The 24336-nt window shown below is 60.0% G+C and carries 11 protein-coding genes and 3 pseudogenes; 12 read left to right on the top strand and 2 right to left on the bottom strand.

Annotated elements, in window-relative coordinates; translation table 11 throughout:
• Positions 1–5 precede the first annotated feature (5 nt).
• The 8 genes from AP428_RS29695 (at position 6) to AP428_RS36965 (ending at position 8880) form a co-directional block, all read left to right on the top strand.
• On the top strand, positions 6–536 hold the full coding sequence (locus tag AP428_RS29695; protein WP_125381094.1) for a hypothetical protein: 531 nt from the start codon (positions 6–8) through the stop codon (positions 534–536).
• A gap of 178 nt (positions 537–714) precedes the next feature.
• Positions 715–1269 (top strand): hypothetical protein, encoded by a 555-nt coding sequence (locus tag AP428_RS36975; RefSeq protein WP_125381095.1) that lies wholly within the window; start codon positions 715–717, stop codon positions 1267–1269.
• A 367-nt stretch (positions 1270–1636) separates the two neighbouring features.
• The gene (locus AP428_RS29685) at positions 1637–2152 is read left to right on the top strand and encodes a CS1 type fimbrial major subunit (RefSeq protein ID WP_054928490.1); all 516 of its coding nucleotides are present in this window, start codon (positions 1637–1639) and stop codon (positions 2150–2152) included.
• 46 nt (positions 2153–2198) lie between these two features.
• Positions 2199–2708 (top strand): hypothetical protein, encoded by a 510-nt coding sequence (locus AP428_RS36970; RefSeq protein WP_156349361.1) that lies wholly within the window; start codon positions 2199–2201, stop codon positions 2706–2708.
• Positions 2709–3186: 478 nt separating this feature from the next.
• Positions 3187–5688, top strand: coding sequence for a TcfC E-set like domain-containing protein (locus AP428_RS29680; RefSeq protein ID WP_054928489.1), 2502 nt, complete (start codon positions 3187–3189; stop codon positions 5686–5688).
• Complete coding sequence (locus AP428_RS29675) at positions 5675–6988, top strand: hypothetical protein (protein WP_125381097.1); 1314 nt, start codon at positions 5675–5677, stop codon at positions 6986–6988. Before AP428_RS29680 ends, AP428_RS29675 begins: the two co-directional genes overlap by 14 nt.
• Positions 6989–7191: 203 nt before the next feature.
• Entirely contained in the window at positions 7192–7968 is a 777-nt protein-coding gene (locus AP428_RS29670; protein WP_125381098.1) for a molecular chaperone, read from the top strand.
• A 366-nt stretch (positions 7969–8334) separates the two neighbouring features.
• Entirely contained in the window at positions 8335–8880 is a 546-nt protein-coding gene (locus AP428_RS36965) for a hypothetical protein (RefSeq protein ID WP_125381099.1), read from the top strand.
• A 261-nt stretch (positions 8881–9141) separates the two neighbouring features.
• On the opposite strand, the pseudogene AP428_RS37575 reads toward AP428_RS36965, so the two are convergent.
• A pseudogene (locus AP428_RS37575) lies at positions 9142–9457 on the bottom strand (transposase); the annotation flags it as partial.
• Positions 9458–10432: 975 nt separating this feature from the next.
• On the opposite strand from AP428_RS37575, the gene AP428_RS29660 reads away from it, so the two are divergent.
• Positions 10433–11107, top strand: a complete 675-nt coding sequence (locus tag AP428_RS29660) for a response regulator transcription factor (protein ID WP_063934028.1) — start codon at positions 10433–10435, stop codon at positions 11105–11107.
• Entirely contained in the window at positions 11104–14499 is a 3396-nt protein-coding gene (locus tag AP428_RS29655; protein ID WP_054928484.1) for an ATP-binding protein, read from the top strand. Before AP428_RS29660 ends, AP428_RS29655 begins: the two co-directional genes overlap by 4 nt.
• Before the next feature lie 56 nt (positions 14500–14555).
• Here AP428_RS29655 and AP428_RS29650 read toward each other — a convergent pair.
• Positions 14556–15093, bottom strand: a pseudogene (locus AP428_RS29650) (DDE-type integrase/transposase/recombinase); the annotation flags it as partial.
• Between the two features lie 433 nt (positions 15094–15526).
• Between AP428_RS29650 and AP428_RS37820 the strand changes: the two are divergent.
• Positions 15527–15655 (top strand): annotated as a pseudogene (locus AP428_RS37820) (ESPR domain-containing protein); the annotation flags it as partial.
• Between the two features lie 162 nt (positions 15656–15817).
• A partial coding sequence (locus AP428_RS29645; RefSeq protein WP_231691720.1) for a hypothetical protein occupies positions 15818–24336 on the top strand: 8519 nt, incomplete at its 3' end.

Genomic DNA, 24336 nt, shown 5'->3' with positions numbered 1-24336 from the left:
ATGCGGTGAAAAAGCTGGTATTGGCAGTTGCAGCGAGTGCATGGGCTATGTCTGTGTACGCGGCAAATCCGGATCCGATCAATCTCAATGTTCAGATCAAGGGCGAGGTACCCTCGCAGGATTTCTTTGATGTTACGGTGAACAGGGGAGATTTGGATAACGTTGTCTTTACGCATCCGGATGGGTGGACGAAGGGCAACTCGTCAAAAGTGGATCTGATCTGGAAGGTGCGCAGCAGCTATGGTCTAGTCCGCATGCGGGTCGGTAATATGGGTGAGAACGTCTATATTAAAAACGCTAGTGGCGACGCTATGCAGGTCGGCTGGAACGCCTCGACGCTCGACAACAGGGACTGGATAGGGACCTGGATAGGCCCCTATTGGGTGGGGACTCGGCACGACGTTGTTGGTGCAGAGCTAGCCAAGACGGGGGGGCTGGCCGGGTTGGCACTGTGGGTAAAGCTTGATGGAGCGCCGCGGCCCGGAGAATACAGTGGAACGCTTCCAGTGGTCTTCGAGACCGGCATCGAGGATTGAGGTTGTGCTTTCGCTCGTGCATGTGCGGTGCTCCCCGCCAGCGCACGACGACGGATTCGTCCCTATAAGTCGGGGCGAACCCGTCTTTCCACAGGCGCCGATCAAATGGCCATTGCGTGCCGCTATCGCATTAACTTGAATGGTCCAAAGAACTTACTGCAAGGGTCAATTGTTCAGCATGATGAAAAGGCTCGTTGTGGCAATTGTTGCCAGTGCATGTGTAACGTCGGCGTATGCCGCAGATCCGAACCCGATCGATTTCAACGTTCAACTCGCCGGTAAAGTTCCGCTGCCGAATGTCTTTGAAGTAAAGTCAGTCGGTTGGGAAAATGGTGGGGAGGCCAGGTTCGACATTCCGGAGGAGTGGGACGATCAGATGCAAGTTAAAAAAGAACTCCCATTCCTGGTAAAAAGTAGCTATGGCGCTATTCATATGAAGGCGTGGTTGCTTTCGGGGGAGCAAAAGGCGAATGCTAAAGACGACTGGTATCTCCAGAGCAACGATGGAAAATCGAGGGTCGGTTTGTTGCGGCAGGTGTCCATTCCCGGCAAGCAGGAGTTAATATGGGCCGATAGGGATAAATTGGAGATCGCAAGTAAAGACCATGCTGCAAAAGGTGCTCAAATAAAATTGGTTCTGACTGCCTTGCTTGGAGATAGCGCGAAAATAAAAAGAGGCGTTCCGCATACCGGGACTGTGTTTGCGGTCTTTGAGACGGATCTCGAAGGCTAAGAGAGTTGTGTGTGCGATAGGCCATGATGTTTAGTGTATATGGCTTGTTCGTCGGTGAGGCCGCTCTTTGACGTCTTCGCAGTTCACGCGGGCGCACGGCGCGAAGCAGTAACCTTTAGACTCGGAATCCAACCTCCGCTCGGGCTAAAACCGGGCGGCAGATCATCAATCCATGTGTGTAGCCATTAGGTGATGACCATCGCGAAATCCCCGAGGAGCGGTGGCGATGGCATCGTTAGCGATCCTGTCTTCATCGGAAGTGCACAAATAAGAGTTGTCTGATTGGGTCGGGCTGACCAGAGGCAGAAAATGTGATTGGCGTGCGCATCCTATTGCGCTGCCCCTATTAATCATTCGTGGAGTATGTATGCATCAATCAATCGTTCGTGCGTGTCTGCTGGGCGCGGTCGCAGTTGCCGGTACCGCGCACGCGGAGGTCAAGCAGCAGTCCTTTGAGATCAAGCTGAGCGCCGAGGTGCCGGTGGCGGGCGGCTTCGAGGTCAAGGCGCAGGATTGGGATCCTACCGTGCCGCTGAAGCTCGATTGGAACGAGGCCGAAAAGAAGTTCGATACGCAGAAGAAGAGCGTGCTTGCGAAAAGTGGGGTAGGCAACGTGCAGGTCAAGTTCTCGACCTCCGATGACCTGAAGCTCAGCCACCAAACGAAAGAGGACGCGTTCTTCAAGTTGGGTGTCAAGGTCGGCGGCAAGGACGTCGGCGTTGATCCCGTCGAGGTTGTGACGAAGGACGAAGCGAAGAACGGCAAGTCGATCGAAGTGGAGATCACGCCGGGGGAAGCGAGCGATGCGATGAAGGATAGCCTGGTGGCGGGTGACTATTCGGGCACGGTGTCGCTGATGTTTGAGACTAAGGTCGACGGGTAAGGAGGAATGCGGTGAAAAAGCTGGTATTGGCAGTTGCAGCGAGTGCATGGATGCGGCAAATCCGGATCCGATCGATTTCAAGGTCCAACTCGCCGGTAAAGTCCCGTCGCCTAGCGTCTTTGATGTTACTCACGACGCTGCGGTATGGGATGGCTCGAACATAGCGTTGACCGCGCCAGTTGACTGGAAAGGCGGTGAGACGGATACGCTAAGGGAAGTCAAATGGAGTGTGAAGAGCACCTATGGCCCCGTCCGTATTAAACTTCGTTCCCCCCTGCAGGGCAAAGACGTGTCGAAAGAAAACCGTGGAGTGCTCGTACACGACAGCGGCGAGTCTATCGAGCTTATCGCGGCCGTATTTCAGTCGAACGGTTGGTGGGGGGAGTGGAATGCAGTGAATCGTGAAGACGGATTCGAGGTCTTGACGGCTGAATCTGCTGCAAGCGGCGGCAAGGTCCGTCTCCGTTTGCGTCTTGGCGCTCCTGGCGGCACTCCACGTAGCGGTACATACACTGGCTCGATGACCGCGACCTTCGAGACCGGCATCGAGGATTAAGATTGTGCTTTCGCTCGTGCATGTGTGGTGCTGCTCCGCGCCAGCGCACGACGACGGATTCGTCCCTATAACCCGGGGCGAGTCCGTCTTATCGCAGGCGCGGGTTCAATGGCCATTGCGTGCCGGCATGACGCCGGCCCGTCCAAACAAACCGGCGCCGCTTTTCATTATTTAATAATCTCCAGATTTAACAAGCCGCTTCAGCCGTGTCCTGGCCTCCCAAATCAGATTTCTCTGATTCGTTTCGGACATTCAATTTCCCATAATTGCCTCAGTCGACACAGACCGCATCCCGTCGGCGTTGCGCTTTCCGGCCGTCCACACCGATAAATTGCCGCGCGTCCGCTGCGGTGGTTTTGCTCGCGTGGCTCTGGAGCGAGTTTCGCCCATAAGGCGCGTCCGGTTCCGATTTTCCCGCGCATCTACCGGGTTATCCATTTAACCGAATTTAAAGAATGTTGGAGCAGCTATGCCAAAAATGAGCAAGATCAGCGTCGCTATTTTTCTTGCCATTGGCGCGCTGTGCCAACAGGCTGCGTTCGCGCGTGCGGAGGTGGCCGGCTCGGGGGCGGACCTGTTCGAGCAGGCGGAGCAGCTTCCGGCGGATTTTCTCGAGCAACTGTTCGATTCGCCGCTGATTGTGCGCATCGATTTTGACGGTCATTCGGCAGGCGAGGGCACGATCACGTTGAGTCGGGATGGAAAGGTTCTGTTGGTGGCGCTATCGGATGAGCAGCACGGCGGCATCGACCAGGGCGATCGCGCGCTGATCGAAAAATTTCTCCGTGAGCCGCGTGCGCTTGGCGCCTGCGAGACCAACTGCGACGGTGTGCTCGCGCTTCACTACAACCTCCAGGACTCCGTTTTATCGATCGTGACGCGCCGCGCGGAACAGGATGGTGAGCAGAAGAAATATCACCCGCTGCCGGCCAGTGGCAGCACCGGCCTGATTACATACAACTACCTGAATCTGACGGGTGGCCAGGGCCGTGAAATCGGCGGACGGTATGCGTTCGACGCCATCGGCAGCGTGGGAAACTGGTCGATCACGAGCGGATTGCAGGCGACGCAGAACCGCGGCATGCGGCGAGCCAGCGAGATTGAATACTCGGTGCCCCGGCTGTACGCGCAGCGCGAGTTCGAGGGCAAATTTGCGCGCGCGGGCTTCTTTACGCCGGACCTGGCAACGGGTATTCGGCCTCCGCGCATGCCAGGCGGAGGCGCGGCGACGACGCTTGGGGTGATGTTTGGCACGTCCGAAGCACGCGAGGTTGAAGGCGCGCGCCCGAGCCTCTATCCCGTTTATGTGACCGCGAATCGCCAGGGCATGGTCGAAATCTACCGCAATGGTGCATTGATCCACAGCCAATCGGTGCAACCGGGGCTGCAGGTGGTCGATACGCGCCCGCTGCCCAGCGGCATTTATGAAGTGGAGATCCGGCTTGTCGAGGATGGTCAGGTTGCGTCCACGCAGAACGAGCTTATCTACAAACCCGCGGCATGGAGCGATCCTACACAACGGTGGAAGTACGCATTCTTTGCTGGACAGGAACGCAACCTGATCGGCGAGGATCGCTCGCACGCGTTCACCGCGGGTGGCGCGATCAACTACCTCGCCCATCCGCGGGTCGTGCTCGGTGCGTCGGCGCAGCATGTGGCCGACGCCAACGTATTCGGCGCATCGCTTGACTGGCAGTTTACCGACCGTGCGCGAACCTACTGGAATGTGTACCACTCGTCGAAGCACGGAGTGGGCGGCGATGTGCAGATCCTGATGCCGTACCGGGACGGGAGCGTATCGCTGAGCCACGGCCAGCGCTGGCAACGCAACGACCGGCGCCAGCGGAATGCGCGCGCGAGCGTGCGCAGCGGCAAGGTGCATGACTCGGCGATCACGTGGAGCCATCGCTTCACGCCGCAAACGAGCATCATGTCGCGCGCTTCATACGCTAGCGGCGCGACGAGCGGCCTCGGTGTCGACCTGTCGGTTTCGCATCGACATAGCTTGTTCGGCAACGATCTTACTTGGCGTTTGTCCGGCTTCGATCGTCCCACCGGGACGTTGGCGAGAACCCGCAACCGAGGCGTCGATCTTGGCTTGAGTATTGCGCTGGGCAAGCAGAAGCGCAGTTACAACGTGAACCTCGGAACGCGAAGCGGCTCGGATGGCCAGCGTGATCAGTATGCGTCGCTGGGCGTACGGCAGGAGCTGGACACTGGCTTCTTCAAGTCGGTTGGAGCAAACGGAACCGTCGACCGGTACGGCTTGAGCATGGGTGCCACCACGCAGTTCGAACATTCGGTGGCGCGCGGCGATGCGTTCCTCCAGCGCTCGTCCAAGGAAGGGGGCATTGCCGGCGGGATGAACCTGTTCAGTACCGTTGGCACGAACGGCAAGTCCGCTGCCGTATCCGGCAAAAGCAATGCCTTCAACGGCGAGTCCGCGGTGATTGTGGACCTGGCATCCGATTTCGAGGGCGTGAAGGTGCGTGCGCAGGACACCGCGGGGGGCAGCATTGAACTGCGCCCGGGTCGCAATCTGGTTCCCGTGTCGGCTTATCGCGCAGGTCGACTCCAGTATTTCTTCGATCGATCGCAGGCGCCGGCGGCGACGCTGCAGCCGAGCACGACTCATTACCACCTGAACAAGGGCGGCGTCGGGTACGAGAAGGTGCACGTCATGAAGACGATGACGGTGATCGGCCGACTGGTCGACCATGCAGGCAACCCGGTGCGAGCCGCTCATCTGTCCAGCCCCGCGGGCCGGTCGGTCACCGAGGCCGACGGATTTTTCGCGCTCGAGGTGAGTCACGCGAAGCCGGCCGTCAAGGTCGAGAAAGGGGGCAAGCCGCTCTGCACGCTTCACCTGAAGCCGCAGGACCATCAAATGGAAGGTGACTCTCTGATTGTTGGGGAGCTGCAATGTGAACAGGAGCAGACCAATGCCGATTCAGCGGAGAACCATGATGAACAGGGGTAATCAGAAGGGTAGCGCCAGCCGTGGCGTGCGCGCATCAACCGCCCGAGCGCTCATCGTGCTCATGCGATGGCTGGCCGGTTCGGCTTTGGTGCTAGCCGGCGCAACCGTCGCGCGTGCCGCCGATGTGTCGATCGAGGCTGAATATCTGCCCGGTGCGCAGACCCAAGGCGAAAACGGCTTTCGCAATATCACGAGGCCGGCAGGCTTTTGTGCGGCCGATCCGGGTGGCTGTGCAGGCGTGACGACTGTCGATTTGCCGGTGGGCGATGTGAGTTACGGTGCGCTCGATAGCGGTGCGACTGGGCAGGATGGCGTCTATCTTCGGGCGCCGGCCAATCCGATTCGTGTCGAACTCAGGGACGAACGCACGAACCGGGTCACTGCGGTCACGTTCCGGGTCGTGGGCATGATCGGGCAATACACGCTCCGGCCCGATGTGTACCAACTGACCGGTACGCCGGCAGGAAGCGCTGAAACGGCGCATGCGGCCCTTTGGAATGGAGGCGGCTGGCTACAGCCGCCGGCAGGATGTACGGCGCTCTCCGTCCAGCCTATGGCCACGGCAAATGCCTACCGGTTCGGCTGGCGTTTGCCCCGCGACGGTGGGGGCTGTTTCAAGACTCCTCGCCAGCCGCTTCCCGCTGGCGCAGTCGTCCTCGATGGAAGTTCACTTGCCGTGGCCTACGAACTCGTCGCGCCGGATCCCGTATCGCTGCCCAATGGCACTTACCAAGGGGTGCACACCTTCACGGTTGGGCCAGGCAAGGATTTCGACTTCGGCGCGCACGCTCACGTGGCGCGATCGAGCGTCGATGTCGCGTTCGTGTTGAAGGTGCGCCACAAATTCATGATCACGGACTCGGGCGCCGGTAACGATGTCAAGCTCGCCCCTGCTCAGGGCTGGTTGAACTGGATAGCCGAAGGCAAGCCCTCTACCAGGATCGAGCGTGACGTCGCGTACGGGCTGTCCACGGGCGAGCCGCTGCGGGTGAGCGTGCGGTGCGAGGACGGTGAAGACGCAGCCGGCCGCTGCGTCATGCGCAACGCCCATGGCTCGGTCGTACCGGTCGATCTTGCGTTGACGGTGGCCGGTGCGACCACTGACCGTCAAGCGCCGTTTAGTCGGATTCCACTGACCACGCGGGCGCCCGCCGCGCTCGATGTCGACCGGTATCTGGACAACGCCGTGGCAACCGCCCATGTTGCCATTGACGGTCAGGGAGTCTCGGAGATGGGCCGGCATCCGGGGACGACCTATACGGGAAGGGCCTCCGTTGTATTTGATGCGATCGCCGAGTGACGCGGCGGACGGGGCCGCGGCCGGTGCTTTCAGATTATTCCGATATTCGCCGCAACCTGGCGTGCGGAAAATGGAATCTCTGACATGCAGCCGGTCCACGCAAGCGCTGCATATTTTTGAACTGGCACACATGCAATGAGCGAAAGACGGGCCCCAGAAGCATCGGGCGAGATCGCATTCAGTGCCGATAAAAGGAGTGTCGAATGAAAGTCAATCTCGCGAAGTGTATGTTTGCTGGCCTACTGGCCATGTGCTCTCTTTCGGCCCACGCGGGCTCGCCGTCGATCAACATTGGCCCCATGTTCGAGTACATGGGCGGAAAGCAGTCATCGATCCTCAAGCGGATCCGGAACAAGGGGGATGCGACCGCATTCGTACGGGTCGAGGTGAGCGAGGTGGTGTTCAAGGATGACGGCAAGCAGGAAGAGGTGCCGCTCGACCCCGCGCTGTTGACCCAACGAGATGGTCAAGGGCTGATCGCGAGCCCCTCTCGCCTGATCGTGCCGGCCGAGGGTGCCCAATCGGTGCGTCTGCTGTATCGCGGCAAGCGCGACGCCGAGCGCTATTATCGCGTGCGCTTTGTACCGGTGGTGCCGAAGTCGAAAGACGACTTTGTGCTGAGCAACGATGAAATCGAGCAATACAAGGAATCGCTGTCCGCGGGCATTAATGTCCTGACCGGATACGGGGCCATGGTGATCGTGCGTCCGGGCGACGAGCGCTATCAAACGGAGTTCAAGGTGGCCGGTGGCAAGAGCATCGTCGAGAACAACGGAAGTTCGATGGTGACGCTCGAGGCCTATCGCGTGTGCAAGGAGAAGAACGGTGCATGCGGTGAACCGACGGCGTACTACATCCGCCCAGGGAAAACGAAGGAGCTGCCGTGCGAAGCCGGCTCGCGGTGCGAGTTCGAACTGCGTGAAGGCGAAAAGCGAACGAGGATGCATGTCGAGGCCGGGCAAGCCGCGTCAGCGACGTGAAGATGGCCTTCCTCCGCTGACGTATTCCACCGGGAAGTTGGTGGCGCGGCCGCAGTGACCTTGGCCCGGCCGCCAACTTGCGCGCGGTGTACTCCTGAGCGGTAGGTCGGTTCGTCGACAACCCGTCGCGCGCTTCAAGATGAGCGGCCCCGCTGGCCTCTATGAGTGCTCCTTCGGCGGCAAGGACGCCGGCGCTGAGTCTGTCAAGGTTGTGACGAAGGCCCAGGCGAAGAGCGGCAAGCCAGTCGAGCGGGTGATCACGCCCGGGGGAGGCGAGCGACAAAATCAAGGCTGCCCGGGTGCCGGGGCAGTACACGGGCGCGGTACCCCTGATGTTTAAGACTGAAGTCGAGTAAGGAGTAGTCGGTGAGAAAGCTTGCTTTGGCAATTGCTGCGAGCGCATGTGCAATGTCGGCGTATGCGGGAAATCCGGAGCCGGTCGATTTAAAGGTCCAGCTCGCCGGTACAGTACCGACGCAGAATGTCTTTAAAGTAACGCCACTCGGCTGGGAAAATAGTCGTGAGATGAAATTTAAACCCGATGACGGGTGGAATGGTAGAGGGCTGGGCGAGGTCCTGTTCTTCAATGTAAAAAGTAGTTATGGCGCCATTCATATGAAGCTGACGTTGACTTCGGGTGGGGAGTCAATGACGACGGGTAACTGGTACCTCTTGGGCGAAGACGGAATCTCGAAGATCGGTGTACAGCGAGAGGTACACCCCCTCGACCATAAAATGGTGGATCCGGTAAATGAGGAGAAGATGGAGGTTGCAAGTAAGGACGCTGCTGCAAGGGGCGGCGACATGCAATTGAATCTGGGCGTCTATTTTGACAAGGATATCCCCGTGAAAAGAGGTATGAAATATACAGGCGTTGTGTCTGCGGTCTTTGAGACGGCCCTCGATGAGTAACGGGCTTGTATTGGCTATTGGTCGGAGTGGCCCTGACGGTACTTCACGTAATGGTACCTACACTGGCACGATGACTGAGGTTTTCGATACAGGGTTTCCGGCTTAAGGTGATGCTTTCGCGGGTACTGCGGGCATTCCCGTAAGCGTATCGCGATGACTCGCCTCTAGGAATAGAGGCGATTATTTACTTTCGAAAGACACCGGTTCAATGGATATAGAGCGCCGGTATTGCATTGACTTGAATTGTCAAAATAATTCCCGGATTTCGAGTTCATAAGCCGCGGCTATGTCGATCGCTACCGCATCGATGCACTCAGCTGCATCTTCGGACGCTGTTCGAATGGCTCAGCCGTTTCACACGAGCGTTCCTGGCCGATGCAAAGTATTTGCCGGGCGAGTGGATCGATCGCTAGTGTTGCGTAGCGTTGATCTTTATGAAGCGCGTGTTCGTCCAGCGCCAATGTCGGGTTGCCGACTAGTCGGGCACGCGCGCGCGTGCCTATAAGCGCATCTTGTCGAGCGATTTAACCGTGTGCCGCCCGAGATCGTGGAAGGCGGCTACCGCCTGCGCTGCGCTAACCGGTGTTCGGGTTCATGACCGCCGGCCGAAGCGCATCGGAGTCGCGCACGTAGCGAAACGCGCAGAACTACCTGAGCTACGCGCTGCTGTACGGTAGCCCATTTTTCCGACTCACAACTTGCCGTTCCTCGGCAAGGCCGGGACTTCTATCCGGACTTCGACACCAGCCTGGCCCGCGCGTGCTGTTACAGGCATTTACGGAGCACGACGCGAAAATGGCGGCGCGTGTCACGAGCGCTCGAAGCTCCTGCTCAATTCGGTCGGCAGCCACGACTCCGGCAACGTCGCCGTGTATTTCTACGCAATCGCATCGTTATATCGCGATGCATGACACATCGCATATTCTTTGGAGGCGTTGGCGCATGTATCAGGACTTGGACCTCGGCGAATGATTCACCGGATGCGGTGATGTCGGCCTAATCAACTCGCGGACGGATTAGATTGCGAATGCGGTCAACGCATGCTTCGCGAGGCTGAAAGAGACGAGCAAGGTGCCCCAGGCGACAGGGCTTCCGGCGTGTGTGTGCGTACGGTAGCACGTTCTGAGGGGCAAACTGAATTGCAGACAGGACGTCGATCGCTGATTCGGGCATTGGCAAGAGACACGCTGCCATGGCAAACGGATTAGGCCGGATTTCGGCTCTTTGTATAAATTTCCATGGAAAATCGCGACCGGGTATTATACGTGAGCGCGACTCATGGGCGTTGTGCGCCGCAAAATTTCAATGCTCGAGGCGAGACTTCGAGAAAGGTGGGCCGGCAAATTCCGTCATATCGAGGTGCACCGTTGCTCCGCAAGCCACCGTGGAAAACATGAATCCCCGCGCATGCACGCGCTGCGTTCGAAGAGAAATCTCGACTTGGTCGGTATCCGAATAGAAAGTTGATTAAGATTGACGGGGGCCGAACTGTGAGCCCGCAGATTGCAACCGCCATCGGAAGGATAGACAGCTGTTTTTGGGGAAAATGTTGATGAATGCATCCACTGAAAGTGGCAACGCTCGTCGTCGCATCAATGTCGTCGTGGCCGATGACCATCCGGTAGTTTCTACCGGCGTCGCCGCGATCCTGTCGGCCGAGATGGACATCAATGTGGTCGGTGTCGCATCGACAATTTCGGATCTGCTGCAGTTGTTGCAACAGCAGCCTTGCGATGTATTGATCTGCGACTATTCATTCAGCGGCGATCAGCTGCCGGATGGCGTGGCACTGTTCAAGCGACTCAGGCGTAGCCATCCGAATGTTGCGATCGTCGTGCTGACCGCACATCAAGATATCGCGCTGCTCGTCTCTCGCGTCATGAACACGGGCGTTGCCGGCTTCCTGAGAAAATCGAGCCAGGATTTCGCGCGCTTGGCTTCAATCGTGCGCCGTGTGCATGCCGGGCAAACGTTCGTTGATCCGGCCGTGGCTGTCGACCTGCTCGAAGTTGGACATGCGGCGCAGACTTCGATCGAATCGCTTAGCGAGCGCGAGCTCGAAATATTCCGGATGCTGGGGCGCGGGATGTCGGTGACGGAAATCGCGATGCATACGAATCGCAGCATCAAGACGATCAGCCATCAGAAAATGAGAGCCATGCACAAGCTGGGGGCAAGATCCGAAGCGGACCTCTACCGCATCTACTCGGAGCATTTCGGCTCATGAGCCAGTCTCGCGGCAACGCAGAAGAAGCTTCGGGTGGGGTCGACGATGGAATCGTGGCGGCAACCCCAGCTTACGTCCCGCTCAGGTTGACGTTTTCAAAGCGCCTGCTAATTGTTTCGACCATAACGCTGACGTGCCTCATCCTGGTATGCGCCGGGGGCGTGACCGAACTCCTGATATCACATCAGCACGAGGAATTTGCGCAGCAATTTTCCGCGCAGAGAGAGGCATTGAAGGAGGAGGTCGACAGGCGCGAGGCCCGCATTCGCCAGTTGGTCGTGACGTACCAGATTGCAAAGGAATACCTGGAATCAGGCGACTCGCAGGCGCGGAAGGTTCTGTTGCCCAGACAGAACCAGTTGGCGCAAACAGTGCCCGGATCTGCGGCGACACGCGCGTTCTCGGTCGTGTCGACACTCACTTCACCCTCGGACGCGGCTCGCCAGACAAATTTGATCGATCTGGCAAGATATGCGTCGACATTTTCACTTTCCCATCAGAACAATTCGCCGGCGCTATCGGAGGGGTTTATCTATACGCCGGACAAGCGATTTCTGGCAACGCTTCCGCCGCTCGCACCGGAGCAGATTGCTCGGCTGAACACTGAAAAGGCCGCGGAAGACTTCATCGGGAAACGGATGGAGGCTGTCGAAGAGGAGATGCAGCGCGATGCCCAGAGCGGAGTTCGGGGCAAGGTTGTGTGGGTGACCGGATCGAAGGATCCGCTCAACGACATGACGACCACGTATTTTGCGACATCCGTCTACGAGGGTGAGCAACGCAAGGCAACGATCGCGCTGTCAATTCCGTGTAATCGATTCAATCAGTATTTTCTGCACAACGAAGGCGATCCGCATTTTTTTGTTGTCTCTTGCGCGGTGCAGCGACTATTGGGTATCGACGAAACGAATCCGCAAGAGGCGCATTGGGCGGAAATCATATCGAGAAATCCGTGGGTATACCAGGCGGCGAACGGACGGCCCCAACGCATCTGGCGGGAGGGCAGCTTCTTCGTTATTCAGCGTGTGCCTGGCCCGCAGTGGGTCGCGGTATATGCATATACCTGGAGCGACCTTCTGGGCGCAATCGCCCAGCAACTGCTGCTTGTTGTACTAGCGACGCTGAGTGGGTGCGGTCTGGTCATTGGAGGCGCGTTCTGGATGAATCGCGAGGTGATTCGGCCGTCAAGGGAGCGGCTGCATAGCCTTTTGGAGGGCGAGGCGTTCAGCCGGTCCATCATCCAGGTCGCGCCAGTGAGCTTGACCGTCGTGGCCAGGGAGAGCGGAGCTATCCTGTTGCAGAATGCGGAAGCGCAAAGCCTTCAGATGGCCTTTGCCAGCCAAGGGGAAAAGGACGCCACCCCCGACAACGTACTTGCACGTGCCGGCGCACTGGTTCGGTTTCACGCGCGAAGTGCCGAGCGCTCCGGCGTGGTAAGCCGGTTTGAGATGGAGCCCGATCTCGAGGTTGCCTATGCGCAGGCAAAGTATCGCGGAGACGACGTTTTCGTGATCGGGATGGTCGATTTGGCGAAGCGAAAGGAAATCGAACGGCGGCTGCGAGAGTCCCGAGCGCGTGCTCAGGCCGAAAGTCACGAGAAGGGAATGTTTTTGGCGACGATGAGCCATGAAATCAGGACACCGTTGCACGGGGCATTAGGGAATCTTGAGTTGCTTTCGCGGATGGGACTGACCGAGGAGCAGCGCTCGCGCTTATTGATCGCGCAGGACTCGTTTGGCTCACTCCTTTCGCTGATCAACGGCGTGCTCGATCTGTCCAGAATTGAGGCAGGCGAATTCCTGCTACAGGAACAGCCACAACACATTGATCAACTCGTCGAGCAGGCAAGCCGGACGTTTGCGGTGGACGCGCAGAAAAACGGCGTACGGCTTCTCTGCCTGATCGATCCGGCGCTACGGGGCACGTGGATTTGCGACGGGTACCGGTTCACGCAAATAGTCACCAATCTCATTGGCAACGCCGTCAAGTTTACGTCTCAGGGGGCGATCACGGTTTCACTCGGCTCGACCGAGGACGGCCAGGTTCGGCTTCGCGTTGCTGACTCCGGCAGGGGTATTCCCGAAGACGAGATTGAAAAGATTTTCATGCCTTACGTCCAAGGCTCGGCCGGGCCGAAAAGTTCGCGAGCAGGTACCGGGCTCGGCCTGTCTCTTTGCCAGAAAATCGCCGAACGAATGGGCGGCAATATCACCGTCGAGAGCGAGGTTGGCGTCGGATCGATTTTCACCGTCGTGTTGCCACTTCGTCACGATTCAGCGGCGCGAATCGACGGCAACGCCGGCCAAGGCATCGATTTCGTCGTGAATTGCGATATTCCCAGTTGGCGTGGGCAACTGGTGGCACAGCTCAGCGCGTGGTATCCGGCCGCCCGCGTCACGAGTGGTCAGGATGACGGGCGGGAGGAAGCGCCTGCATCCACCGTTTTCATCGACGCGCGCGACTGGCTCGAACGTGACGGTTCGCCCAAAACGAGTGGTGCCTACCGTCGCATTACGATCGGCCTGGACGGGCCGCTTGTCCCGATCTCCGCAGGCCATGCTGTCGTCATTAGCGCCTACAGTGGCCAGTTGCTTCTCGACGCGATCGAAATGGTCCTTTCTGGAGCGGACGATGATGGCCGCGCAGGTAGCACTGACAGTTCCGGCGAGATCACAGGCGGTGCGTGGAGTGAGGCCAGCGTTCTGGTGGTTGAGGACGACCGAGTCAGTGCGCAGTTGATGTGCGATCAATTGCGAATGCTCGGGATCGGACATGTGGACGTCGTCGGTAGCGCGGAGGATGGCATTCGACGTTGCCAGTCCCGGATCTACGATCTCGTCGTTACCGATTCCAATTTGCCGGGCAAGGGCGGAGCGGAGCTGTTGTCCGACTTGCGAGCAGCGGGGATATCGTGGCCGGTCGTTTTGTGTACTGCCGATGCGACACTCGCGGGAGTGGCAAACACCCCGTTCGACGCGCTCATCACAAAACCGTCGACTTTGAACGACCTTTCTCTCGTGCTGCAAAACGTGCTCGGGCCTGGTGACGTTCAGCAACTGCCACGGGCTACACCGGGTGTCAGCCGGCTTCTGTCGTTGTTCGTCGAATCGTGGATTTCCGACAGAGAAGCACTCCGGTTGATGGTGCAGGCGGGTCACGTATCCGAGGTGCTGGAACGATTGCACCGGATCCAGGGCGCCTTGATGATTCTCGACAGGGGCGAACTGGTAAGTCACTTGGAAGAGTGGTCCGCGAAGATAGCGGAATCCAGATGGGTCGGGGAAGCAGACCTGCAGTCGTTTGTCGATGCGGTGGAGTCTTGGCTGGCGCCGCATGCTACAGCCAAAACAATGTTCCTGAAAGATGACGCCAGCGGTCGAGATACACGCTGAACAGCCTTCAAGGGTCCCACGCCGGTGGAGTTGGCCCTGTAATACCGGACACGGCATCACACTAAGGTTGCCGAATCCATCGAACGCCGGGACTCGCTAGGCGAGCGGTATTTCAGCGCGCTATGAGGATGCTTCTCGTGGCGATGCTCGAACGCGATGGCCACGTTGCATGCAGCAGTCGCTGCGTCCGGCTTCGGCATGAAGGCGACGTAGTTGCATTTCGTCGTCTTCACGAAGCGCTCGGCCATCCCATTGCTTTGGGGGCTGGACACCAGTGCGGTCAATGGCTTCAGGCCGATGGCCACTGCGAACCGGTGCGTGTCGTCGGCCATGTAGCTCGCCGTTGTCGCTCAGCCACTCGATTTCGGATGGCTTATGCAGTTCGTCGCCAAACCGATTTTCCACTGCAGCGAGCATCACGTCTCGCACGATGTCGCCGCTATGGCTTGCAGTCGTGGCTGCCCAACTCATCGCCTCACGATCACCTCAATCCAGTGTGAACGTTACGCACAGCGGCTCGCCGTTGTCGCCGCCGAATTCGAAGCCGCCCGAGCACCATCGGTGATTGCTGCGCGCGACGGCCACCTTGCCGTCTGAAAAATTAAATATGCCTGATCCACGATTTCAAAAGAGGATCGTGAAGGCGCGCGTTATTTTCACCTACCAATAAGAGTCTCCAATATAAATTCGATTTTTTAATTAAATCGACTCGTCTTTAGGTGGTCCCCCAGCGCTCGAATAGGAAATGGCCTATATTTTCGTCGAAAAATAGGACATCGGGCGACTTTTTTGCGTCGCTTCCTATATTTCATAGCACTGGGTGGGACCGATAATTCGATGGACTTTGGAGTCGGATCGTCATTGCGTCCATGAGCGTAAAGCAATGGGCGCGCGCATGAAGCCCGGCGGGTCTTATGGCCATTACCCGAATCGATGTGGCGCGGGATTTCGGTCGGCTGTTCGTTCGATAGCAATGGTCCTCCACTGATGGACGGACGCTATTTTGTGTTGAGATAGAGAGTGTTATATGAATAAGTCGTACAAGGTGGTTTGGAATGCATCCAGCGGTACATGGACGGTCGCCTCTGAGGTAGCGAAATCTTATGCCGGTGGGGCATCGTCGAGGGCTATTTTACGCAAGACTCCTGTAATGTTCGCAGCCGCTGCTATGGGAGTTGTGATGGCCGGGGCCACGGGTCATGCTTACGCAGCCGCAAATGAGGGCGGTCCGTATTTTGGATGGGAAAGTGGCGATAACAAAAAGTGCGCCAATGGATCAGACGAGAAATTTCGAAATTGCGCAGCGTGGGATGCCGGGTTGACCAATGTCTCCGGAACCACTTTTTCCGTTATGACCAGTGAAAATGGTTTGAGCGGAGGAGGTGTGTGGGCTGGGAACAAGTCGGCAGGTTTATTTTTTGGAGGTGGGGCGGAGCAAGGGAAAAGCCGGTTTGTGCTTGATGCCGCTGGAACGAGCATTTACGGCCAAAAAGTGACATTGTCATCGGCGAGTGACGTTAATGTTTCGAATTCGAAGATCACATCTCTCGCGGCCGGAGTTGCAGATGACGACGCAGTAACCGTGCATCAACTAAATGATTCGATTGCTCGCATTCCGATTCGCTCAAATTCGATATATGAAGATCTCAATTTTCCTCCAGAGGCGATTAATCGTCAGGACGTCGCCGTAGGTTGGGCCTCGCATGCCGAAGGCGGGGGTATTACACGCAAAGAGGACGAGTGGCAGGTCGCCTCGGCAACGGCACTTGGAGCGCGTGCGCAAGCTAAGGGCGTAGGAGCGGTTGCGCTTGGGGCGAACTCGTGGGCGAAGGGTGATTCCACGTCGGCAATCGGATCTTACAGCTATGCGGGTGGCTATAACTCCGTTGCGTTGGGTACAGATTCAAAAGCAAATCGTGACAACTCAGTGTCGATCGGCAGCAAAAATATTCAACGTCAAATTACCAACATGGCGGCTGGTACGGCTGACACCGACGCAACGAATGTGGCTCAGCTGAAAGGCATTGCCACGGCGCTGGGCGGCGGGGCGGGTATCGGGGCTGATGGCAGTGTGACGGCACCGGCATACACGCTGGACAGCGGCAAGACCATTGTTCAAAACGTTGGCGACGCACTGTCGAACCTCGACGGCCGCGTGACGACGAATGCATCCGACATTGAGAGCTTGAAGGGCGAACTGTCGGACTCCGATAAGTACATGAAAGCAAGGGGAACGACTGCGGCGCAAGCGACCGGGGCTCGGAGCATTGCTATTGGCGATAACGCAGTCGCAAAATACTCGTACGGACCCGGGGAAGGGGGAGATACCAATATCTCCATCGGCGCAAACTCATTCACGTCTACGGAATGGCACCAGGTAGCGCTTGGTGACGGTGCCTACGTTTGGGCGGCCAAATCGGCTGCCATTGGCTTCAATGCCAGTGCTACGTCCATAGACAGTGTCGCACTGGGCAGTGGCTCTGTGGCAGACCGCAGGAATACGGTATCAATTGGATCGGAGAAGAATCAGCGTCAGATCGTGAACGTTGCAGCAGGCACGCAAGGCACCGACGCGGTGAACGTGACCCAACTGAGCGGCGTAACGACTGCGCTGGGCGGCGGTGCGGGCATCGGCGCCGATGGCAGCGTGACGGCACCGCAGTATCACGTCGGCGACAAGACCTACGGTAACGTGGGTGACGCGATTACGGCTGCGGCGGAAACCGGCGGCGGTACGGATCCGAACGCGGTTGCATACGACGATGCGGCGAAGAGCACAGTCACGCTGGCTGGCGAGCAAGGCACGACGCTGAAGAACGTTGCGGCCGGCGCGGTGAATGCGACGAGCATGGAAGCGGTGAACGGCTCGCAGCTGTACGGCGCGTCGCAGAGCGTGGCAAGCGCACTGGGGGGCGGTTCGACGGTGGACGCAGCAGGCAAGCTGACGGCACCGGCGTATACGCTGGACGGCGGCAAGACGACCGCGCACAACGTTGGCGACGCGTTGTCGAACCTTGACGGCCGTGTGACGACGAATGCGACGAACGTCGAGAAACTGCAGGGCAACTTTGCTGATACTGGGCTGCTGGACGCAAAAACGGGCAAAGTGACTGCGGCGGTGACGTCGGACCAGATGAACGCCGCGATTGCGAAGGCTAGTAGTGACCGGCTTGATGCCGGTCGGGTCACGATCGGGAAGGATGCGTACGCAACCGGTAATAATGTCGCGGTAGGCGAGGGCGCGAAGGCGGATACTGGGGGAGCGGGAGCGGGCGTGATTGCTATTGGCGCTAACGCAGCCGCCGGTCGGCCGGGGTATTCGGGGGCTATTGCGATTGGCGACGGCGCACGCGCGGTCGATGGCTCGCAAGGCGGCTGGATGCGTGCAGTAGCAGTCGGAGCAGGCGCGCAGGCGCAAGGGGTTTCTGTTGCCATTGGACCCGATGCTCAGTCCAGCCCAGGTAATGGGGTCGCGTTAGGAGACCACGCCAGTGTAGGCGCGAATGCCACGTGGGCAGTGGCGCTTGGCACTGGCTCGGTAGCCGATCGAGCCGATACGGTCTCGGTGGGGAACGCCAAATCCCAGCGTCAGATCGTGAACGTTGCAGCGGGTACGCAGGACACCGACGTCGTGAACGTGACGCAGTTGAAGGGCGTAGCGACGGCGCTGGGTGGTGGTGCGGGCATCGGTGCCGATGGCAGCGTGACGGCACCGAAGTACCACGTTGGCGACAAGACCTACGGTAACGTGGGCGACGCGATCACGGCTGCGGCGGAAACCGGCGGCGGTGGCGGTGCGGATCCGAACGCGGTTGCATACGACGATGCGGCGAAGAGCACGGTCACGTTGGCTGGCGAGCAAGGCACGACGCTGAAGAACGTCGCGGCCGGCGCGGTGAACGCGACGAGCCTGGAAGCGATGAACGGTTCGCAGCTGTACGGCACGTCGCAAAGTGTGGCGAGCGCGCTGGGCGGCGGTTCGACGGCGGACGCAGCCGGGAAGCTGACGGCACCGGCCTACACGCTGGACGGCGGCAAGACGACCGCGCAAAACGTTGGCGACGCGGTGTCGAACCTGGACGGCCGTGTGACGACGAACGCGACGAACGTCGAGGAGCTGCAAGACAATCTTGCCGAATCCGGTCTGTGGGACAAAGACAAGAACCACGTAATCGCGGCGGTGACATACGGCCTCAAGGCAGATGGCACGGCGGATCGCGGCTCAGTGACGCTTGGCGGTGCGGGCGCAGCAGCGCCGGTGGCGTTGAAGAACGTTGCAGTCGGTACGGCTGACACTGACGCAGCGAACGTGAGCCAGTTGAAGGGCGTAGCGACGGCGCTGGGTGGTGGTGCAGGCATCGGCGCCAATGGCAGCGTGACGGCGCCGAAGTACCACGTTGGTGACAAGACCTACGGTAACGTGGGCGACGCGATCACGGCTGCGGCGGAAACCGGCGGCGGTGGCGGTACGGATCCGAACGCGGTTGCATACGACGATGCGGCGAAGAGCATGGTCACGCTGGCTGGCGAGCAAGGCACGACGCTGAAGAACGTTGGAGCCGGTGCGGTGAACGCGACGAGCATGGAAGCGATGAATGGTTCGCAGCTGTACGGCACGTCGCAAAGTGTGGCGAGCGCGCTGGGCGGCGGTTCGACGGTGGACGCAGCCGGGAAGCTGACGGCACCGGCGTACACACTGGACGGCGGCAAGGCGACCGCGCAAAACGTTGGCGACGCGGTGTCGAACCTGGACGGCCGTGTGACGACGAACGCGACGAACGTCGAGAAACTGCAAGGCGATATAGCCGAATCCGGTCTGGTGGACAAGGACACGGGCAAGGCGATTGCAGCGCTGACGTATGACCGCAAGGAAGACGGTACGGCGGATCGCGGCTCGGTGACGCTTGGCGGTGCGGGCGCGGCAGCGCCGGTGGCGTTGAAGAACGTTGCAGTCGGTACGACCGACACCGATGCAGTGAACGTGAGCCAGTTGAAAGGCGTTACCACGGTACTGGGCGGTGGTGCGGGCATCGGCGCCGATGGCAGCGTGACGGCACCGAAGTACCACGTCGGCGACAAGACCTACGGCAACGTCGGTGACGCGATCACGGCCGCGGCGGAAACCGGCGGCGGTGGCGGTACAAATCCGAACGCGGTCTCATATGACGACAAGACCAAAGGCGCGATCACGCTGGCTGGCGAGAAAGGCACGACGTTGAAGAACGTTGCAGCGGGCGTTGCCGAGACCGACGCAGTGAACGTCGGCCAATTGTCGGATGCAACGAAGTCGATCCGCGATTCGCTCTCGGACGGCAGCCTGTCGATGCGCTACATCAAGGTCAAGGCAACGGGGCAAGCCGCAAACGCGATGGGAACCAATACCGTCGCGATCGGCGCGGGTGCAAACGCGACCGGAAATGGCTCGCTGGCCTTGGGTACGGGTTCACGCGCGAACGGGCTCAACTCGGTCGCGATCGGTCTCAATTCGGTTGCTACGGAGGCGAACCAGATATCGGTTGGCGACGTCGGTCGCGAACGTCGCATTTCGAATGTAGCCGACGGTACGGAAGATACCGACGCAGTCAACGTGAATCAATTGACCGAAGCGATCGAAAAGATGTCCGACCGGACCGACAAGCTGTCGTCGGAACTCAGGTCGCGGCATGGCTCGCTGACGGCTAACGTCCTTGCAGCCAAGACAGACTTGGCATCGGCCGACCCATCGAAATTCTTGCAAGTTGCCGGTGCGGGAGCGGACGGTAGTCAGGAGAATACCGCGAACATCGTCGGCGGCGATCCGGCGAGCGACACTGCCGCCGCGATCGGTGTAGGTTCCATTGCCTCGGGCGCGAATGCGGTCGCCCTCGGCGTGCGTAGCTACGCGTACTCGGATGGCGCAGTGGCCATCGGTAATATGGCCCAAACGGGGGCCGGCCAAGCCAATTCGGTGGCCATCGGGTCGAATGTGACGACCAATGGGGAAAGCGCGCTTGCTGTGGGTTCGCAGGCGCGGGCAAACGGTGACAACGCGATCGCGCTCGGCAATAACGGCGTGGCGGCAATCGGCGCGAATTCCATTGCGCTCGGTAACAAGGCCAGCTCCGCAGCAGGTGCGACCAATGGCATTGCGCTGGGCGCGTCCGCGAGTGTTGCACGCAACGTGGCCGACTCGATGGCGCTGGGCGCAAATGCCAGCGTCGAAAAAGGCGCGAATAGTGCGGTCGCACTGGGTACCGGTTCCAAGGCGACGCGCGCCAATACCGTTTCGGTGGGTAATGCCGGAAGCGAGCGCCAGATCGTGAACGTTGCGGCGGGTACGCAAGGCACCGACGCGGTGAACGTGACGCAGCTCAGTGGCGTAACGACGGCGCTGGGTGGCGGTGCGGGCATTGGCGCCGATGGCAGCGTGACGGCACCGAAGTACCACGTTGGCGACAAGACCTACGGTAATGTGGGTGACGCGATTACGGCCGCGGCGGAAACCGGCGGCGGTGGCGGTACGGATCCGAACGCAGTCTCGTACGACGACAAGACCAAAGGCGCGATCACGCTGGCTGGCGAGCAAGGCACGACGCTGAAGAACGTTGCTGCCGGCGCCGTGAATGCGACGAGCATGGAAGCGATGAACGGTGCGCAGCTGTACGGCACGTCGCAAAGCGTGGCGAGTGTGCTGGGCGGCGGTTCGACGGTGGACGCAGCAGGCAAGCTGACGGCACCGGCGTATACGCTGGACGGCGGCAAGACCACCACGCACAACGTTGGCGACGCATTCTCGAACCTGGACGGCCGCGTGACGACGAACGCGACGAACGTCGAGAAACTGCAAGGCGATATTGCCGAGTCCGGTTTGATCGACAAGGATACGGGCAAGGCGATCGCGGCGCTGACGTACGACCGCAAGGCAGACGGCACGACGGATCGCGGTTCGTTGACGCTTGGCGGTGCGGGCGTAGTAGCGCCGGTGGCGTTGAAGAACGTTGCAGGCGGGATTTCGGATACCGACGCAGTGAACGTAGGCCAGATGAAGGGCATCACCACGGCATTGGGTGGTGATGCGGGTATCGGCGCCGACGGCAGCGTGAAGGCACCGACGTATCACATCGGTGACAAGACCTACGCTAACGTCGGTGACGCGCTTGCAGCCGCGGCAGCAAGCGGTGGCGGTGGTACGGATTCGAATGCGGTTTTGTACGACGATGCAGCCAAGAGCGCGGTCACGCTGTCTGGCGAGAAAGGCACGACGCTGAAGAAAGTTGCAGCTGGCGCGGTGAATGCGGATAGCACGGAAGCGGTGAACGGTTCGCAGCTGTATGGCGCCGCGCAAAGTGTTGCGAGCGCGCTGGGTGGTGAGTCGAAGGTAGACGAAACCGGTAAGCTGACGGCACCGACGTACACGCTGGAAGACGGCAAGACCACGGCAAAAAACGTTGGCGAAGCCGTGTCGAATCTCGACGGCCGTGTGACGACGAACACGACAAACCTCGAGAAACTGCAAGGCGATTTTGCTGAGTCGGGTCTGGTGGACAAGAACACGCGCAAGGTGCTTGCGGCGGTGACGTACGACCGTAACGACGGCACGGCGCATGGCAACTCGGTGACGCTGGGCGGCGCGGACGCGGCAGCGCCGGTTGCGTTGAAGAACGTTGCAGATGGCGCGGTGGCCAAAACGAGCACGGATGCGCTGAACGGCTCGCAGCTGTACGGCGCGTCGCAGAGTGTGGCGAGTGCGCTGGGCGGTGATTCGATTGTGGACGCAGGCGGTACGGTGAGGGCGCCGACGTACACGCTGGACGGCGGCAAGACCACGGCGAAAAACGTTGGCGAAGCGGTGTCGAACCTGGACGGCCGTGTGACGACGAACGCGACGAACGTCGGGAAACTGCAAGACAATCTTGCCGAATCTGGTCTGTTCGACAAGGACAAGAACCAGGCAATTGCGGCGCTGACGTACGACCGCAAGGAAGACGGCACGGTGGATCGCGGTTCGGTAACGCTTGGCGGTGCGGGCGCAGCAGCGCCGGTGGCGTTGAAGAACGTCGCAATGGGCATTGGCGACACCGATGCGGCGAACGTGCGTCAGGTGAAAGGCATTACCACGGCGCTGGGCGGTGATGCGGGCATCGGCGCCGATGGCAGCGTGACGGCACCGAAGTATCGCATCGGCGACAAAACCTACGGTAACGTTGGCGACGCGCTCGCAGCCGCGGCAGCGAGCGGAGGCGGCGGTACGGATTCGAATGCGGTCTTGTACGACGACGCAGCCAAAACCGCTGTCACGCTGTCCGGCGAGAAAGGCACGACGTTGAAGAACGTTGCAGCCGGCGCGGTGAATGCGACGAGCATGGAAGCGATGAACGGTTCGCAGCTATACGGTACGTCGCAAAGTGTGGCGAGCGCACTGGGCGGTGGTTCGACGGTGGACGCGGCCGGCAAGGTGACGGCGCCAACGATCCGAGTCGGCAACAAGACCTACGGTAACGTCAGTGACGCGATTGCGGCCGCGGCAGCCAGCGGCGGCGGTGGTGGTAAAGGCTCGAGCTTCGTCACGATCGATGGTATGGGTTCGGACGGTAGTCGGTTCAATACCGCGAGCATCGCGACGGGCGATCCGGAGAGTACGACAGCCGCCGCGATCGGCGTGGACGCTCATGCGGCCGGGGCGAACGCGATCGCGCTCGGGCTGAACACCGGGGCGCTGTCGAACGAATCGGTTGCGATCGGCAATATGGCACAAACTGGCTCGGATCAGTCGTACTCGGTGGCCATCGGTTCATGGGTGACGACCAATGGCGCGGGAGCACTGGCGATCGGCTCGAATGCGAAGGCAAACGGCGAGAACGCGGTCGCGCTCGGCAGTAACGGCATCAAGGCTATCGGAGCAAGCTCGATCGCGATCGGCAATGCAGCAGAAGCCGCGGTAGGCGCGACCAATGGCATTGCGATGGGCGCGAGTGCGAGCGTTGCACCGAACGTGACCAATGCGATGGCGCTGGGTGCCAATACGAGCGTGGAAGGCGCGGCGAACGGTGCCGTGGCGCTGGGCGCAGGCGCCAAGGCGACGCGCGCCAATACCGTTTCGGTCGGTGACACCGGAAGCGAGCGCCAGATCGTGAACGTTGCGGCGGGTACGCAAGGCACCGACGCGGTGAACGTGGCGCAACTCAGTGGCGTAACGACAGCGCTGGGCGGCGGTGCGGGCATCGGCGCCGATGGCAGCGTGACGGCGCCGAAGTATCACGTCGGTAACAAGACCTACGGCAACGTGGGTGACGCGATCACGGCCGCGGCGGAGATTGGTAGCAGCAAGGATCCGAACGCGGTTGCATACGACGATGAAACCAAGAGCACGGTCACGCTGGCCGGCGAGAAGGGCACGGCGCTGAAGAACGTTGCAGCCGGCGCGGTGAATGCGACGAGCATGGAAGCGGTAAACGGCTCGCAGCTGTACGGCACGTCGCAGAGCGTGGCAAGCGCGCTGGGCGGCGGTGCGACGGTGGACGCAGCAGGCAAGCTGACGGCACCGGCGTATACGCTGGACGGCGGCAAGACGACTGCGCACAACGTTGGCGACGCAGTGTCGAACCTTGACGGCCGTGTGACGACGACCGCGACGAACGTCGAGAAGCTGCAAGACGATATTGCCGAGTCCGGTCTGGTGGACAAGGACACGGGCAAGGTGATCGCGGCAGTGACGTACGACCGTAAGGAGGACGGCACGGCAGATCATGGCTCGGTGACGCTGGGCGGTGCGGGTGCAAAAGATCCGGTGGCGTTGAAGAACGTCGCAGCCGGTGCGGTAAACGCGACGAGCACGGAAGCGGTGAACGGCTCGCAGCT

Source organism: Burkholderia sp. E168m22 (assembly GCF_001319805.1).
GTDB classification, from domain to species: domain Bacteria; phylum Pseudomonadota; class Gammaproteobacteria; order Burkholderiales; family Burkholderiaceae; genus Burkholderia; species Burkholderia orbicola.
This window is presented reverse-complemented; position numbering and strand designations above follow the sequence as displayed.